At 58.4% G+C, this 15,270-nt stretch carries 18 protein-coding genes; 11 read left to right on the top strand and 7 right to left on the bottom strand.

Annotated features, from left to right (window positions below; translation table 11 throughout):
* The first annotated feature begins 61 nt into the window (after positions 1-61).
* The 5 genes from folP to IEU99_RS07420 are packed head-to-tail and all read left to right on the top strand — an operon-like array spanning position 62 to position 3,084.
* Positions 62-874 (top strand): dihydropteroate synthase, encoded by an 813-nt coding sequence (folP, locus tag IEU99_RS07440; protein WP_128890847.1) that lies wholly within the window; start codon positions 62-64, stop codon positions 872-874.
* Positions 871-1,671 (top strand): glucosyl-3-phosphoglycerate synthase, encoded by an 801-nt coding sequence (locus IEU99_RS07435; RefSeq protein ID WP_128890079.1) that lies wholly within the window; start codon positions 871-873, stop codon positions 1,669-1,671. Before folP ends, IEU99_RS07435 begins: the two co-directional genes overlap by 4 nt.
* The gene (locus tag IEU99_RS07430) at positions 1,659-2,000 is read left to right on the top strand and encodes a DivIVA domain-containing protein (RefSeq protein ID WP_128890078.1); all 342 of its coding nucleotides are present in this window, start codon (positions 1,659-1,661) and stop codon (positions 1,998-2,000) included. The genes IEU99_RS07435 and IEU99_RS07430 overlap by 13 nt, the downstream gene beginning before the upstream one ends.
* Positions 2,001-2,007: 7 nt before the next feature.
* Entirely contained in the window at positions 2,008-2,178 is a 171-nt protein-coding gene (locus IEU99_RS07425; protein ID WP_123960462.1) for a DUF3117 domain-containing protein, read from the top strand.
* 36 nt (positions 2,179-2,214) lie between these two features.
* A complete protein-coding gene (locus IEU99_RS07420; protein WP_128890077.1) occupies positions 2,215-3,084 on the top strand; it encodes a methyltransferase domain-containing protein in 870 nt (289 codons plus the stop codon).
* 37 nt (positions 3,085-3,121) lie between these two features.
* Here IEU99_RS07420 and IEU99_RS07415 read toward each other — a convergent pair whose 3' ends face one another.
* From IEU99_RS07415 to glgA, 3 genes are read right to left on the bottom strand one after another with little or no spacing between them, the layout of a single operon-like run.
* Positions 3,122-4,519 (bottom strand): GH32 C-terminal domain-containing protein, encoded by a 1,398-nt coding sequence (locus tag IEU99_RS07415; protein WP_128890076.1) that lies wholly within the window; start codon positions 4,517-4,519, stop codon positions 3,122-3,124.
* Positions 4,520-4,534: 15 nt separating this feature from the next.
* Positions 4,535-5,275 carry an acetolactate decarboxylase gene (gene budA, locus IEU99_RS07410; RefSeq protein WP_128890075.1) on the bottom strand — a complete coding sequence of 247 codons (741 nt, stop codon included), beginning with the start codon at positions 5,273-5,275 and terminating at the stop codon, positions 4,535-4,537.
* 56 nt (positions 5,276-5,331) lie between these two features.
* Positions 5,332-6,504, bottom strand: a complete 1,173-nt coding sequence (gene glgA, locus IEU99_RS07405; RefSeq protein WP_128890074.1) for a glycogen synthase — start codon at positions 6,502-6,504, stop codon at positions 5,332-5,334.
* Between the two features lie 103 nt (positions 6,505-6,607).
* Here glgA and glgC point away from each other — a divergent pair, with 103 nt between their 5' ends.
* Entirely contained in the window at positions 6,608-7,843 is a 1,236-nt protein-coding gene (glgC, locus tag IEU99_RS07400; RefSeq protein ID WP_229718425.1) for a glucose-1-phosphate adenylyltransferase, read from the top strand.
* A gap of 66 nt (positions 7,844-7,909) precedes the next feature.
* Here glgC and IEU99_RS07395 read toward each other — a convergent pair whose 3' ends face one another.
* Positions 7,910-8,533, bottom strand: a complete 624-nt coding sequence (locus IEU99_RS07395) for an O-methyltransferase (RefSeq protein ID WP_128890846.1) — start codon at positions 8,531-8,533, stop codon at positions 7,910-7,912.
* 278 nt (positions 8,534-8,811) lie between these two features.
* Between IEU99_RS07395 and sigE the strand changes: the two genes are divergently transcribed.
* From sigE to tatB, 3 genes are all read left to right on the top strand, one after another.
* Entirely contained in the window at positions 8,812-9,456 is a 645-nt protein-coding gene (gene sigE / locus IEU99_RS07390) for an RNA polymerase sigma factor SigE (RefSeq protein WP_128890072.1), read from the top strand.
* A gap of 185 nt (positions 9,457-9,641) precedes the next feature.
* A complete protein-coding gene (locus tag IEU99_RS07385; protein ID WP_128890071.1) occupies positions 9,642-10,022 on the top strand; it encodes an anti-sigma factor family protein in 381 nt (126 codons plus the stop codon).
* 65 nt (positions 10,023-10,087) lie between these two features.
* Positions 10,088-10,561: a Sec-independent protein translocase subunit TatB gene (gene tatB / locus IEU99_RS07380; protein ID WP_128890070.1), complete on the top strand. Its 474-nt coding sequence runs from the start codon at positions 10,088-10,090 to the stop codon at positions 10,559-10,561.
* A gap of 15 nt (positions 10,562-10,576) precedes the next feature.
* Here tatB and IEU99_RS07375 read toward each other — a convergent pair whose 3' ends face one another.
* From IEU99_RS07375 to IEU99_RS07365, 3 genes are read right to left on the bottom strand one after another with little or no spacing between them, the layout of a single operon-like run.
* A complete protein-coding gene (locus IEU99_RS07375) occupies positions 10,577-11,710 on the bottom strand; it encodes an Mrp/NBP35 family ATP-binding protein (protein WP_128890069.1) in 1,134 nt (377 codons plus the stop codon).
* Between the two features lie 16 nt (positions 11,711-11,726).
* Positions 11,727-12,323 (bottom strand): DUF1003 domain-containing protein, encoded by a 597-nt coding sequence (locus IEU99_RS07370; protein WP_128890068.1) that lies wholly within the window; start codon positions 12,321-12,323, stop codon positions 11,727-11,729.
* Positions 12,324-12,326: 3 nt separating this feature from the next.
* Complete coding sequence (locus IEU99_RS07365) at positions 12,327-13,622, bottom strand: magnesium transporter MgtE N-terminal domain-containing protein (protein WP_128890067.1); 1,296 nt, start codon at positions 13,620-13,622, stop codon at positions 12,327-12,329.
* 284 nt (positions 13,623-13,906) lie between these two features.
* Between IEU99_RS07365 and IEU99_RS07360 the strand changes: the two genes are divergently transcribed.
* Both IEU99_RS07360 and IEU99_RS07355 read left to right on the top strand, forming a co-directional pair.
* The gene (locus IEU99_RS07360; RefSeq protein ID WP_128890066.1) at positions 13,907-14,452 is read left to right on the top strand and encodes a YflT domain-containing protein; all 546 of its coding nucleotides are present in this window, start codon (positions 13,907-13,909) and stop codon (positions 14,450-14,452) included.
* Positions 14,453-14,538: 86 nt separating this feature from the next.
* Complete coding sequence (locus IEU99_RS07355) at positions 14,539-15,246, top strand: type 2 periplasmic-binding domain-containing protein (protein WP_128890065.1); 708 nt, start codon at positions 14,539-14,541, stop codon at positions 15,244-15,246.
* Positions 15,247-15,270 lie beyond the last annotated feature (24 nt).

The following is a 15,270-nucleotide window of genomic DNA, read 5'->3' as shown; positions in this document are numbered from 1 at the left end:
GGCCGTGAGGGCATCACAGGTGCAGAGTTTTTATAGCGACCAGTCCGGTCTGGCCACCGTGATGGCCATCATCAACCGCACTCCAGACTCTTTTTATGATCAAGGCGCTACCGCGCAGTTCGAGGCAGCGCTCAAGCGCGCAGCGGATGTGATTGAGCAAGGGGCAGGCATCGTTGATATTGGTGGCGTCAAGGCAGGCCCTGGCCAGTATGTGGGCGTGGAAGAAGAAATTGAGCGTGTGGTGCCCTTAATCCAGGCAGTCCACGAACGTTTTCCGCAAGTGCATATCTCGGTGGATACCTGGCGTGCACAAGTTGCTGCCGATGCCATTGCCGCCGGCGCGGATCTGGTCAATGACACCTGGGCAGGCCACGACCCGGAGTTAGTGGAGGTAGCAGGCCATTTCCGGGTGGGGTATGTGTGCTCGCATACCGGCGGTGTGCAGCCAAGAACGAGGCCGTATCGGGTGCATTTCGATGACGTCGTTGCCGATGTGATCGAAGAAACCACGGCCTTGGCTAAGAAAGCGGTGGCCTGCGGTGTGCCGGAGGAGAAGATTCTGATTGACCCCACCCATGACTTTGGCAAAAACACCTTCCACGGCCTTGAGCTTTTGCGCAGGATAGACGAGGTGGTTGCTACCGGGCTGCCGGTGCTCATGGCCTTGTCTAATAAGGATTTCGTGGGAGAAACCCTTGATCGCGCGGTGGGGGATCGAGTGGCGGGAACCCTTGCTTGCACCAGTTTTGCAGCCGCCAGGGGAGTCGCTGCGTTTCGTGCCCATGAGGTTGCAGAAACGCTCGATACCATCCGGATGACGGCTGCGATTCAAGGCCACATGGCTGCGTTGGCCACGACCAGGGGGTTGGCATGATTTCAGTGGTGATTCCGGCGCTGAATGAACAAGACACCGTTGCCGACGTGGTGGCCTTAGCGCTTCGCTCATCCGCAGAAGAAGTCATTGTGATTGATGCCGATTCCACGGATGCCACTGCGCAGCGGGCCTCGCAGGCCGGTGCCCGTGTGGTGAATTGGCGTGATGCTCACCCCTTGCCACCGAAGAAGGGCAAGGGCGAATCCTTGTGGCGTGGTGTGCAGGTTGCCCGCGGTGATGTGGTGGTGTTTTTAGATGCCGATCTTTCGCAGGTGCACCCCGAGATCGTCGAGATTTTGACGCAACCTTTTGCCGATCCGAAGGTCCAGTTGGTCAAGGCGAATTATTCCAGGCCGATGGCTGATGGCTCGGAAGGCGGCAGGGTCACGGCCTTGCTTGCGCGCCCGTTGCTCAAACTGTGCGTTCCTGAATTAGCCCATGTGCGCCAACCGCTTGGGGGCGAGTACGCCATCCGCAGAGAAACTGCCCTCAGGCTTGCGTTTATCAGCGATTATGGCGTTGAGGTTGGTTTGCTTATCGACGTCGCCCGCGCCTTTGGCCCCGAGGCGATCGCGGAGGTAGAAGCTGGGGTTCGTACCCACCGCAACCGCAGTGTGAAAGAGTTAGAGCACACCGCCGAGCAGGTAGCTGCCACCATCTTGGGCCGTGTTGGTTACCCTGGCATAGCCTTGGAGCAGCGCGAGCCCGTCGAAGGTGAGGCGCCGGATCAAAGCACAGATTTTCGCCCCGATGCCGCGGGGTTTGGCAAGGATAAAGGAGCAGCATGTTCGCAGTAGTGCCGTGGATTATTGGGGCAGTGGCGTTGGTGCTCGCGGGCATGCTGCTTGGGCGGGTGATCTTCTCTTTTTCCCAAGCCAAGCCGGATCCAGGACCAAGTGATGCAGCTCAGCAGCGTAATGCCTTGCTTGTAGCGCAGGGTGATTTTGAGCAGATTCGTTTTACTCAGGTCGGTCGCGGTTATGATCCAGCCCAGGTGGATGTGGTGTTGGAGCAATTGATTGGCATGCTCCGGGAACAAGACCGCGGTGCGGGCGCTAAACTAGATGGAGCTGCACGATCGCATGACGTGATCGTCGAATCCCCTTCGAGTGAGAAAGAACGGTGAACCACCTATGGCAGCGATGAAACCTCGTACCGGCAATGGTCCGATGGAAGCGGTTATCGAAAGCCGCAAGATTGTGATGCGTATCCCCACCGATGGCGGTGGACGCCTCGTGATTGAGTTGAACAAAGAAGAAGCCGCCGAGCTGGGCTCTTTGCTTACTGAGGTTGCTCAGGCATAGCGCCTTTTTCACTATTTAGCTATCCAAGGAGAGTGTGTGCTTTCGCACGTTATTGACGTCCTCGCCGACCCCATCGATGGTTCTGCTTTAGAGCTTGTCGACGAAGGATCGAGGGTGGTTTCAGCATCTGGCCATAGTTACGATGTAGCCCGCCAGGGTTATGTCACCCTCGCCGGCGGCGCCGGGCTTCGCTATTCCGGCGATAGCACCGAGATGATCAAGGCTCGTGAAACCTTCCTTTCAAATGGGCACTTTGCCCCCTTTGTCGAGTCTGTCACCCAGGCCGTGCAGGAAGTCATCGACGATGCCGAGGTGCCTGAAGAGGTAGATCCCGCGATCTGTGAGGTCGGTGCTGGTACCGGCTACTACCTCTCGCATATTTTGGATTCCATTCACGGTGCCCGCGGCGTAGGCCTCGACGTATCCGTTCCGGCCGCCAAGCTGTTGGCAAAGTGCCACTCCCGTGTTGGTGCCGTGGTGGCTGATGCGTGGAATCGTCTGCCGCTGGCCGATTCCTCCCTGGATGCCATCGCCGTGGTGTTTGCCCCGCGCAACGCCGCTGAGTTTGCGCGTGTGCTCAAGCCCAGGGGCGAGGTGGTCGTGCTGACCGCCGATGCCGGCCACCTGGCTGAGTTGCGTGAGCCTTTGGGCATTATCGACGTCGAGCGTGGCAAGGTCGATCGCATGATCCAGCAGGCCTCGGGCCACCTGGAACCGGTAGGCCCTTCGCAGCCGGTGGAATTCACCATGAAGCTCAACCAGGAGTCCATTGCCACCCAGATTGGTATGAGCCCCTCTGCGCGGCATATCCACCCCGATGTGTTGGCAGAAAGGATCGCTGATCTGCCCACCACCATGGACGTGAGTGCAAAAGCGATGGTGACTCGCCTTCGCAAGATCGCCTAAACAAGCAAAAAGCGGCGCCGCAATGGCGCCGCTTTTTTTATGCGAACTTTGGCCTGAGCTCGTGGGTGCGCTGCACTTCGGCGCGTTCGGTGCTGTGCACCCTAAATTGGCTGCAGACCCCTTCAAAGAAGACCCGCGATGCCATGGCTACCTGGCCGCCATCGGCAAAGACTTCCACGGTAGGGCCATCAACGACGATGGTGATGGCGTCGGTGTCGTCTTCGTGAAGTTCCGCTTCGGCCACAGCATCACCCTGATGCACCTTATTCATGGAGCGATCCAGTGTGAGTCGTTCGCCTCGGTGGGTGATGACGGCTGCGACATCGCCTTGAGAATCGACGAGCTCTACGGACACGGATTCGCCCTGGGGCACATCGAGCACGGCTGTCCACAGCGCTGCTCGATCGCTTAATTCCACGGCCTCCCATAGCCCTGCCGGCGGAGTTTGGTAGAGGCGACGATGTTGCAGCGTTGCTGCTCGTGGCAGGGCAAGGCAATTCGCCCAGCCCTCCTCGCTAAAGGTGCGGTGCTGTTTGGGGGTATCGTTGCGGCCCCTGCCATTCATAAATCCAAACAGCGTGGTGGAGTTATAGCGCTCACCCATGCGCTCTCCAACTGCCGAAGGCACCGAGGTGATCCGCGGGCGGGTGAAGTCGTGGCCAAAATCGATCCGCTGGAACGGGCTAAATGCCTGGAACGTGGTGTGCTCTAGCTTGCCTACAAGGTAACCAGAGATATCGATGCCCTGGCGTTCGATGGTGAGGATGAGGACGTCGTAAAGCTGCCCATCTACTTGGTCTTTGAGGCGGATTAAGCGAGGGGCGACCAATCGCTCACCTTCTAAGCCGGTATCGCCTTCGAGCGATAGCGGGCCGCGCACCTTCCAGTCCACACCGTCTTGAGAATCCAACAACACCAGTTGGGGTTCGTCCATGCTGCCGGAGACGGCAAGCATGAGCCAGCCGGATTGCTCTTCGCCTTCTAAAAATGCCGCCCGCACGCTGGGGGAGCGGAAGTTATAAAACCCATCGCGGTCATCTAAGACCACCCCACGGTGGCGCACGTTTTGATCCAGCGACGAGCCTTCATCGCTGACAAACTCAGTGCTTGCTGCAAGATCATCGATGCTAGCCAGGTGTACCTCGTCGCCGTCGGGGCTGACCGAGGTGTAATACAGCAGCGTCTCATCGCCTGTCTGCACCACAGAACCTGCGCGCACCTTAATCTCTTCGCCTTCGGGTGCTAGCACATCATCGCAGATCTCCCAGTTCAGCGGGGAGCCCTCTGCAATTTGGTGGGACCACCGGGCACCGGCGTCAGCGGTGGGTCTGAACTGGGCAAAGATATGCCAGTGGGTGCCGTCGAAAAGCGCTCCGGCAGGAGCATCAAGAATGCCGATTTCTGGGGTGACGTGTAGTTCGGGACGATGAGCCATGGTTTGTAGCCTCTTTTAAGATTTCACTTCGGTGTCGTGGATTTGCTGGTCGAGGTCTTCGGGCGCCAAGCTGGCCTCGGAAAACTCCTGAGTCAGGGGCAAACGCAGTTCTAGGTCGGTGCCGGGGCAAACCTCAATGGTGCCCTCGGCAAGGGTGAAGTCGAGTACATGCCCGCCTTTGCTGCGCGCATCATCAACAAAGTGAACATGGCAGCCAGGCACACCAATGCCTTTTTCGTACACCGGGGTGCGGAAACCGCCGATGATGCCGTGGACATCGTGGAACTGAAGCTCTTTATCGTCCATCGTGGCCTCGGTCATCGGGCGATATGGGCGCTGTTGCTTACTCACGGTGCGCACCTTCACCTCTTGGAAGTGGCCGGTAATACGCACCGCGTACATGAAGTTCTCGCTGGGTAGATGCGAGGTGATGAACTCACTTAATTCGCTGCGCTGCAGATTGCGGGGTGCTTCGAGTTTGAGGCGAGGCACAAAGTTGGTGGCAATGGCAAAGGGGCTGAGTTGATCGAGTGTGGCGACTTGCGCGGAGCCATCACCGCGAAGTTGGTAGCACACCCCATCAATGATCATCATTTCGCCATCGAGGGCATTGAAGGTGCCAATGCCAAAATTGCCGTGGCCTAAAAGCTCGCCGATGCTGAGCTCGCCGTCGTAGATGCCGTCGAGTAGGGCGGTCATCAATGAACTCTGAAAAATCGTGTGGCGCGAAATCCTGAGCGGATGGTTGTCACTCATGCCGCCCGAGGATAGTCGCGCCAAAGAAATCTTGCAGTCAGACTGCAGCCGGCTTACTACATCACCGACTTATATACCTCGATGGTCTGCTCAGCGATATTCGCCCACGAGAAGGTATCAACGGCGCGCTCGCGACCGGCAACGCCAAAGGCCTCAGCACGCTTACGATCAGCCACCATGGCGTTGACGGCCTCGGCCAAGTCGTGCTCAAAAGCAGCAGCGTCATCGGCGTCATAGTGGACCAAGGTGCCGGTCTGGCCGTCGGCAACCACCTCAGGGATACCGCCCACATCAGAGGCCACCACGGCGGTAGCGCAGGCCATTGCCTCAAGATTGACAATGCCCAGTGGCTCATAAATCGAGGGGCAGACAAAGGCATCGGAGGCTGTGAGGATTTCTTGAATCTTTTCCTTCGGCAGCATCTCTTGGACCCACACGATGCCATCGCGTTCGGCCTGCAGTTGGTGCACGAGCTCAGTGGTGCGCTTGGCAATCTCCGGGGTATCGGGAGCACCGGCACACAGCACAAGCTGCACGCCAGGATCGAAGTGGCGTGCGGCCTTAACCAGGTGCTCAACACCCTTTTGGCGGGTGATGCGGCCAACAAAGCTCACAATCGGCTGGTCTTGGCGCACACCCAGCTCACGCAGGACGGAATCCTCGGCATCATCGAAGGTGGGGCGCGGTTGCCACAGCTTGGTGTCGATGCCGTTGAGCACGACCTTCACGCGGTCTTCTTCAATGCGCGGGTAGGCCTTGAGAATCGCCTCTTTCATCTTCGCAGACACAGCGATCACGGCATCGGCATACTCCATGGTGTTCTTCTCGGACCAAGAAGAGATGTCGTAGCCACCACCAAGCTGCTCGCGCTTCCAGGGGCGATCCGGTTCCAGGGAGTGGGCAGTAGCCACATGCGGGATGCCGCGCAGCAAACCACCAACGTGACCACCAAGGCCTGCGTACCAAGTGTGGGAGTGAGCCACCTCGGCATCGCCTAAGCCTTCTGCCATCCTCAGGCCGGTGGAGAGGGTTTTGATTGCCGGATTGGCATCTTTGAGTGCTTCATCGACGCCGTAGACGTACACGTCTTGTTCATCGCGAGGGCCGCCCATGCAGTGCACGTCGACGTGGGCGAGCTTGCGCATGTAGCGGGTGAGCTCGGTGACGTGAACACCGGCTCCGCCATAGATCTCCGGGGGATATTCCTTGGTGAGCATTGCAACCTTCATAGTTAGCAAGCCTAAACGGGTTATGCCGATCGTGGGGCGTCCTATCTATGGTTTAAGTCGCAATTTATCGTTTCTTGAGCAGGAATTACTTTTAACGCCTAAATTGGGGAACGTGAAGAGCCAACCAAACGTCCTAGCAATCGTGCTTGCCGGTGGCGAAGGCAAGCGCCTGTTCCCCCTGACCGAAGACCGCGCGAAGCCCGCCGTGCCTTTTGGCGGCGTGTATCGCCTCATTGATTTCGTGCTGTCGAATATGGTGAATGCCGGTTATATGAAGATCTGCGTGCTGACGCAATACAAGTCGCACTCACTGGATCGCCATATCTCTCAATCCTGGCAGTTCACCGGCCCTACCAGCCAGTACATTGCCTCCGTGCCCGCCCAGCAGCGTCTGGGTAAGCGTTGGTACCAAGGTTCTGCAGATGCAATTTTGCAGTCGCTGAACCTGATCTATGACGAAAAGCCCGACTACGTCATCGTCTTCGGCGCCGATCACGTCTACCGCATGGATCCCTCGCAGATGGTGGAAGACCACATTGCATCGGGCAAGTCCGTGACTGTTGCCGGCATCCGCGTGCCGCGCTCTGAAGCATCGGCCTTTGGTTGCATCCAGGCCAATGATGACAACAACATCACCGAGTTCTTGGAAAAGCCCTCGGATCCCCCCGGTACACCCGATGACCCAGAGATGACCTATGCCTCGATGGGTAACTACGTTTTCAGCACCGATGCGTTGATCAAGGCGCTCAAGGAAGATGAATCCAACCCGGATTCCACCCACGATATGGGCGGCGACATCATCCCGTATTTCGTTGAAAAGGGTGAAGCCAACGTCTACGACTTCAACAAGAACGTGGTGCCGGGTTCCACCGAACGCGATCGTGCCTACTGGCGCGACGTGGGTACCATCGACGCCTTCTATGAGGCGCACATGGACCTCATCTCCGTGCACCCCATCTTCAACCTCTACAACCGCAAGTGGCCGATCCGTTCCACCGACACCGATGAGTTGCCGCCGGCAAAGTTCATCCAAGGTGGCATCGCCCAAAGCTCCATGGTGGGCCAGGGTTCGATCATCTCTGCTGCCACCGTGCGCAACTCCGTGCTCTCTACGGACGTGGTGGTAGAAGAAGGCGCCACCGTGGAAGGCTCCGTGCTCATGCCCGGTGTGCGCATTGGCAAGGGCGCGGTGGTCCGCCACGCCATCTTGGATAAGAACGTGGTGATCTCCGATGGCACGCTCATTGGTGTTGAGCCCGAGCGCGACGCCCAGCGCTTTGCAGTAAGCCCCGGCGGCGTTGTGGTGGTGGGCAAGAACCAAGTAGTCGAGCACCAATAACCTAGCGCCTCGATACACCTCAAAGGCTCCAGCGGGAAACCGCTGGAGCCTTGAAGTTTTCCTAGCTTAAGACTTGTGGCACTTGGTGATCATGGTCAGGCCCGCACCCAGGGGCAGACGGGCAACCACGACGCCTTCGAGAGCCAAAATGTGCTCATCGGCTTCGCGGGCTGCGAGTGTGTCTCGGTCGATCCGGCTTGAGTCGCTAATGGTGCCGTCGAGGAGGGCGTCGGCAAGCAAGAGCACGCCACCTTCGCTCAACAGGGGCAGTGCTGCATCCACTAAGGCGCTGAGGTCGATGGGGGAGACTTCGGCATAGATGACTTGGTAGCTGTTTTTGGCGAGCCTGCCCAGTACTTCCAGCGGGCGCGAAGGCAAGAAGCGAACGCGCTGGCCGGGGTAGCCTGCGCTGCGGAAGATGGCCTTGGCGCGTTGCTGGTGCTCTGGTTCCGGGTCGATGCAGGTAAGCACCGACTTATCGCTAGCGCCGGCGAGCATATACAACCCGGCAACATCAGCAGCCGGGGTAATGGCAACTAACCCCTGGGCTGCGGTGGTGGCAGCAAGGGTTTGAAGGAGCTGGCCTGTCATCGCGTCGGGGGTATTAAGCCCTACTTCTTTGGCCTCGGCGATGGCTTGATCCAGCGCCTCCGAGCTTGGGTTTGTCGATTCGATGTACTCGCGGAGCATGGCATTCACAGTTGCGAATTCTAGGTGCTTATCGCGTTGTTGTGGGGTAGACCTGCTGGGTAGCAGGCCGGTTCGGCACCAAAGTGATTATTGGGAAAATTGTGACACTATTTTGGCCTGTGCCATGCCGTGCTGAGTGGCGCAGAGGCCGTCCAAGCGCTTGATCGGTGGCAGTTTTAGGGGCAAAATATAACGCTTGTACAACGATTGTGAGATTCACAGGGAAAATGCAGTTTCTTGGTTGGTTTTCTCTAAACAACTCCGGCACAATCTTGCACATGCGAGCAACCCGAAACGACTCGGCCGCCATCATTGAATCCTGGGATGCTGAACACACTGAAGCAGAAACGCTCAGTGGAACAGCAGCCTTCGATGCTGGTGAAGGCGCCATGCCAACCTGGGCAGAGCTAGTAGCAGAGCACGCCGATAGCGTCTATCGCCTCGCCTTCCGCCTTTCGGGTAATCAACAAGACGCAGAAGATCTCACCCAAGAGACATTCATGCGAGTATTTCGCTCGCTCAAGAACTATCAGCCAGGCACCTTCGAAGGCTGGTTACACCGAATCACCACCAACCTGTTTTTGGATATGGTTCGCCACCGCGCCCGCATCCGCATGGAAGCTCTCCCGGAAGACTACGAGCGCGTCCCCGGCACGGAGATGACCCCGGAGCAAGCCTTTAGCGTGGCCAACCTCGACCCGGTGCTCCAGCAGGCACTCGACGAGCTCGGCCCCGACTTCCGCGTGGCTGTCGTGCTGTGTGATGTGGTCGGTTTGAGCTACGAAGAAATCGCCGCCACCCTCGGGGTGAAAATGGGCACGGTGCGTTCACGCATTCACCGCGGCCGAAGCCAACTGCGTGCCTCCCTTGAGCGCGCGGCTGAAGAAAACGAAGAAGCCCAACTGCTCATCCCCGCAAGCTAAACCCGATAGTTTAGTACTTCTAGCAGGGGCATTGCCCAGAAGATCAGGCGCAAGTGCTGGTGGATGACTTCGCCACGGCAGCTTCGCTGCATCATCGCTACGATGGGTGCCACACGGTGCATCGCGTTGCACACCGCTTTGAACCTAAGTGGTCCCTGAGATGAAAGGCAAAGGAGGAATATCTCGTGGCATTTTTGGAGCACACTCCGAATAAGCGGCAGTTTTCCTCCACCGATCATCCAAGCCCCGAGGCCGTGGCGGCGTTTGTGGATGAAGAACTCAGCTCCGTGGCCAAGCATCGGGTACATGTGCACCTGGTGCACTGCCAGGATTGCCGCGCGGAAGTCGAGCGCCAAAGGCTTGCCTCGCAGCGTTTAAGAAGCTGCAAACAAGACGATGTTCAGGCTCCGGCTCGTCTGCTTGATCGCTTGCAGTCCATTGCTACAAGCTGCCCAGAAGGCCCCGGTGCCGAAGAGTTGATCCAAGAGCGCATTTCTTTGCGCGCCAGGTTTGAGCACGCAAGTAAGAAACTCAAGCATTTGCGCCAAGAGCACCGCGGGCAATAATTTGCGGCAAGCCTTGGCGTACCCCAGGGCAGCGGAACGCGTGATGGGGAAGTACAGTAGTTGCTGTGTTTTCCAACATTGGTTGGGGAGAGATTCTCTTTCTCCTGGTACTCGGACTCATCATCGTCGGCCCAGAGCGTCTGCCTGGGCTGATTGAGGACGTCAAAGCGGCAATTTACGCTGCGCGCAAGGCCATCAACAACGCAAAAGCCGAGCTTAACGGCGAATTTGGCCAAGAATTCCAGGAACTGCAAAAGCCTATTGGGCAAATCACCAGACTTCGCAGCATGGGCCCCAAAGGCGCTATTGCCAAGGTGCTTTTCGACGAAGACGAGTCCTTCATGGATAGCTTCGATCCAAAAAAGATCATGTCGGAACCCACGGTTGGGCAGGCCTATCGCCAGCAACAGGGAAATAACCAGGCAACACAGGGGCAGCCTGCACCAGCACCGCAACAGCAACAGCAGAGCCAGCCACAAGAACAATCGCCCCAGCCACCGGTACAAAAACCGACGTTTAGCTGGGACGATATTACCTAAACGCTGCCGCGTTGATTATTTGCGGTTCACGCCTAGGTTGAGGGACTTACCCGCCAGGGAATCTTTACGAACCTGCAAAGCATCGGCGATGGCCTGGATTGCTTGAGCGGTGGGGCTCTCGGGCTGCGAGAGCACGATTGGGGTGCCGGCATCGCCGCCTTCGCGCAATTGAGGATCCAGCGGCACGCTGCCCAAAAGCGGCACCTCAGTGCCGGTGAGGCGCTGGAGGCGCTCACTGAGCATCTGGCCGCCACCGGAGCCAAAGACTTCCATGAGCGAGCCATCAGGCATGACCATGGCCGCCATATTCTCAATCACACCAGCGACCTTTTGCTGGGTTTGCATGCTGATCGATCCCGCACGCTCTGCCACCTCTGCGGCAGCCGATTGCGGGGTGGTGACCACCAGAAGCTCAGCATTGGGCACCAGTTGTGCTACCGAAATGGCAATGTCGCCGGTGCCGGGTGGCAGATCGAGCAGTAAGATATCGAGCTCGCCCCAGAACACATCGCCAAGGAATTGCTGGATCGCGCGGTGCAGCATCGGGCCGCGCCACACAACAGGCGCGTTGCCTTCTACAAAGTGCGCAATAGAGATCAGCTTTACCCCATGAGCCTGCGGCGGCATGATCATATCGTCCACGGCGTGGGGGCGATCCTCAGATCCGAGCATGCCCGGGACCGAGTGACCATAAATATCGGCGTCTAACACGCCCACGGAAAGTCCCTTGGCAGCAAGGGCGGCAGCGAGATTGACCGTCATGGAGGACTTGCCCACGCCACCTTTGCCCGATGCCACGGCAAATACGCGGGTGGTGGAATCGGGTTGTGCGAAGGGAATCACGGGCTCATCCACGCCGCCGCGGAGCTGCTGGCGCAACTGCTTGCGCTGCTCATCGCTCATCACATCGGTGCTGACCTCCACAGAGCCCACGCCTTCAACGGCTGCGATGGCCTCGCGGGAGTCATTGACCAGCGTGGACTTCATCGGGCAGCCGGCGATGGTCAGGTAAATCACCGCGTGCACGCTATCGCCGTCAATGTCGATGGACTTGACCATCCCAAGCTCGGTCAGTGGTTTGCCGATCTCGGGATCTTCAACGGTTGCTAGTGCTGCGCGGATGTCAGCTTCGCTTAAAGAGGTACTCATCAGTGTTCTTCTCTAATTAGTGATCGTGTTTGTGCTCTTCGGCCAAATCGCCCTGGATGGGGTCGGAGAGATCTTCGTGGCCAGTGTCGTTCAAAGCGTGCATCAAGGCAATGCGAGCAGCGGCTTCGTCGTCAAGCTTGGCCTCAAGGCGCTCAAGCATGTTTTGCACATCTTCTAACTCATGGCGCAGGTAATCGCGGGTGACCAGCTCGCCGATAGCCAGACGCAAACCGGCAAGCTCACGGGTGGTGAATTCCGTATCCGCCTTCGTTTCGAAGGCACGCCGGCGATCCTCATTCAGCGAGATGCGGTCGCGGTCTTCTTGGCGGTTCTGCGCCAACAAAATCAGCGGAGCGGCATAGGCGGCCTGTGTAGAAAACGCCAGGTTCAGCAAGATAAAGGGGTAGGGATCCCACTGGAAGGCGAACACGCCCATGTTCAAAATGATCCACAGCACCACAAAGACCGTCTGCCACATCAGGTAGGAGCCGGTGCCGAAAAAGCGCGCGACTTTTTCTGCATAGGCGCCCACGGCATCGTCGTCGATCTTAAAAGGATTCCGACGTTGCTTGACGTAGGGAGTATCCAGGTCGGAGCGGTTGTACTCTGCCATGGCTTAGGCCTCCTTCATTGCGGTCGTTGCCTCTGGCCTGATGCCACCATCGCGCCAGTTTTCCGGCAGGAGGTGGTCGATCAAGTCATCCACCGCCACGGCGCCAAGGAGGTGATCGTCTTCATCAATCACCGGGCCGCACACCAGGTTATAGGTGGCGAAATAACGCGCAGCAGTTTCCTGGGAGTCGTTGGCATACAGCGGTGGCAAGTCCGGATCGAGAATGCCAGAAATCAACTCACTCGGCGGCTCGCGCAAAAGCTTTTGCAGGTGCACGCAGCCAAGATACTTACCCGTCGGGGTCGCTGTGGGCGGGCGAACCACAAACACCATGCTGGCAAGCGAGCTGGGTAGATCGGGGTTCCGGGCATGCGCCAAGGCCTCTGCCACCGTGGTCTGCGGCGGAAGAATCAACGGCTCGGGCGTCATCAGCGCACCCACGGTATCGGGGCTAAAGCTCATCAAGCGACGCACCGGGGCGGATTCTTCGGGATCCATCAATTCCAGCAGCACATCGGCTTTATCATCGGGCAATTCGCCCAGCAGGTCGGCTGCGTCATCCGGGTCCATCTCTTCGAGCACGTCGGCTGCGCGCTCAATATCCAGGGTCTCAAGCAACTCTGCCTGGCGCTCCTCGGAGAGCTCCTGGAGGACGTCGGCAAGCAATTCATCGTCCAGCTCGCCTGCGACCTGGAGGCGTTGGCGCTCGGGGAGTTGGTAAAGGGTGCTTGCCACGTCGGCTGGGCGCATCTCTTTAAAGTCCGAGATCATCTCAGCATTGGCGTACTCGGCTTCGGTTCCGGCCGGGGCAATGCCGTGCACATAATTCCAGGGGATGGTGTGCAGCTCGGGGCGGCGGCCGAATTTCGGGCGACTGGTAATACCGGCTACCCTGGCAATGACCCAATCGCGGGAGCGGGTGCGTTCCAGTTCAACGTCTGCAACCTCGACCGCCTTGCCGTGAAGTTGATCTAGGTCTGGGTCATCAACGTGGACGCGCGAACCAATAATGTCGGAGAGCACCGACATTTCGCCGGTGCGTGCTTTAAAGGCGCGAAGCGACACCGACCCCGATACCAGGGTGATTTCTTGGGGTTCAATGGCAGCGATGCGAAGCATGGGCAAAAAGATGCGACGCTTGTTCACCATCTCTACTACCAGCCCCATCACCCGGGACATCTGGCCTATCGGGCGAACATTGACAATGACGTCACGCACCCTGCCAATCACGTCGGTGTCTGGGCCACGGACCACCATGCCGGCCAGGCGCCCGGCGTACACACGCGTCACTTCACTCATGAAAACACAGTCTACGTGCTTTAGTTGGCCATGCCGAAGTAAGCCTCTACCAGCGATTGTTTCAGGCTCAAGCCGCCAAGAATCCCAAGAAACCCCAAGCATCGGGCACAACGCGTCACGCGTGCACCGCAGCCCGCAACACCTCACCTGGAGCCCGCGCATCAGGGCAGGGCATCAGGAGCACGCGGGCTGAAAAGAGATGAGAAGAGGAACAACGGCAGGGCCTGCGACGTTGGAAAAGTGTAGATACTTCAAGAAGAAAGCAATAAAGGACGTTTCTCACCATGACTCTGCCGCAACAACAGCGAGGCTTCCAGCGTGACCCCCAGCGCCCCGAGGGCTGGCCAGTAGGCTCATTTGACACCTACGCCCAGGCCCAAGAGGCAGTAGATATGCTTTCTGATCGCAACTTCGCTGTAGAAGAACTCACCATCGTCGGTGTAGACCTCATGCAGGTAGAAAAGGTGATTGGCAAGCTGAGCTGGGGAAGGGTGCTCTTAAGCGGTGCAGCCTCCGGCGCCTGGCTTGGCCTGTTTTTCGGTTTATTGCTCGGATTGATGAGCACCGATTGGCTTTCTGCCATTGGCACGGGCATTTTCATGGGCGTGATCTTCGGCCTCGTGCTCACCGCCGTGCCCTATGCCGCAAGCCGCGGTAAGCGCGACTTTGCCAGCTCCACCCAGATCGTCGCCGGCCGCTATGACGTGTTGTGCAGCCCCGGCAAAGCGCATGAGGCACGCGATCAGATTGCAGCATTCCTGAGCCAAGGTGGCAGCAAGCACCAAGGTTCTGCCGCCAAGCACCGCCACGGCACTACCGAGCAGCACTAAAGGCAGCCCAAGCACCCTGAAGGTGTGGCTGCGGCTTGCAGCTACACTAAAACAGCGCATAGTCACATATCTCAAGGGAGGCGCTGTTGCTGAAGGTGCACCTGAATGCTCGAACACTGGGCGGTTGTAGTGCAGCCGTGCTGCTGTGTGGCCCCCTGGTGGTGGCGTGTAGTTCCCAGGAGCCGAACCCGGTGGTGCCGGATGCTGCCACCAGGCAGATTCGCGTTGGCATTGATCACACCAACCCCACCCAGGCGATGCTGGCCGAGCTCTATGCCCAGGCGCTCAACCGTAAAGGGCGTGCCACTGAGTTGGTGGCGCTGGATCAGGCAGCCGAGGGAAGTGTGGCAGAGCCTTGGGATCTTGTCTCCCAATCTCGCCTGGATCTCGTGGCTGCGTGCACCGGTTCGGTGCTGTTTGCCCAGGATGAGCCGCTGGCGAAGGAACTTGCCGATGATCTAGCGGCAGCCAAGCAAAAGGATTTTTCTCCCTCTGTGCAGCAGGATTGGCGCGATACCACCTACGAAGCGATGGTGGGTACGCTCGCTGGCGATGTGGATGCAGCCGACCCTTCGCGCGCGAATGCTTGCGCGGCGGAGAAATCTTTGGATCTGCCAAAAAGCATTGTGCCGATTTACCGTGCCGATGTAATTAGCAGGCAACAGCGTGTGGGGTTGAATTGGGTGTCAGGAGCGCTTGACGACGCCACCCTTGCCTCATTGGTTGCTCAGGCGAAACAGCGCGAACGCGGTGATGTTGCCGCTGAGTTCCTTGATGATGTGGGGTTGCACTGAGTTATTGGGGCCGAAAAAAGGCGG

It is taken from the genome of Corynebacterium pelargi (genome assembly GCF_014635485.1).
GTDB classification, from domain to species: domain Bacteria; phylum Actinomycetota; class Actinomycetes; order Mycobacteriales; family Mycobacteriaceae; genus Corynebacterium; species Corynebacterium pelargi.
This window is presented reverse-complemented; position numbering and strand designations above follow the sequence as displayed.

Coding starts and splice junctions, on each gene's coding strand:
- folP (WP_128890847.1), top strand. CDS start 62: ATGGCCATCATCAACCGCACTCCAGACTCTTTTTATGATCAAGGCGCT.
- IEU99_RS07435 (WP_128890079.1), top strand. CDS start 871: ATGATTTCAGTGGTGATTCCGGCGCTGAATGAACAAGACACCGTTGCC.
- IEU99_RS07430 (WP_128890078.1), top strand. CDS start 1,659: ATGTTCGCAGTAGTGCCGTGGATTATTGGGGCAGTGGCGTTGGTGCTC.
- IEU99_RS07425 (WP_123960462.1), top strand. CDS start 2,008: ATGGCAGCGATGAAACCTCGTACCGGCAATGGTCCGATGGAAGCGGTT.
- IEU99_RS07415 (WP_128890076.1), bottom strand. CDS start 4,519: ATGGCTCATCGTCCCGAACTACACGTCACCCCAGAAATCGGCATTCTT.
- budA (WP_128890075.1), bottom strand. CDS start 5,275: ATGAGTGACAACCATCCGCTCAGGATTTCGCGCCACACGATTTTTCAG.
- glgA (WP_128890074.1), bottom strand. CDS start 6,504: ATGAAGGTTGCAATGCTCACCAAGGAATATCCCCCGGAGATCTATGGC.
- IEU99_RS07395 (WP_128890846.1), bottom strand. CDS start 8,533: ATGCTCCGCGAGTACATCGAATCGACAAACCCAAGCTCGGAGGCGCTG.
- sigE (WP_128890072.1), top strand. CDS start 8,812: ATGCGAGCAACCCGAAACGACTCGGCCGCCATCATTGAATCCTGGGAT.
- IEU99_RS07375 (WP_128890069.1), bottom strand. CDS start 11,710: ATGAGTACCTCTTTAAGCGAAGCTGACATCCGCGCAGCACTAGCAACC.
- IEU99_RS07370 (WP_128890068.1), bottom strand. CDS start 12,323: ATGGCAGAGTACAACCGCTCCGACCTGGATACTCCCTACGTCAAGCAA.
- IEU99_RS07365 (WP_128890067.1), bottom strand. CDS start 13,622: ATGAGTGAAGTGACGCGTGTGTACGCCGGGCGCCTGGCCGGCATGGTG.
- IEU99_RS07360 (WP_128890066.1), top strand. CDS start 13,907: ATGACTCTGCCGCAACAACAGCGAGGCTTCCAGCGTGACCCCCAGCGC.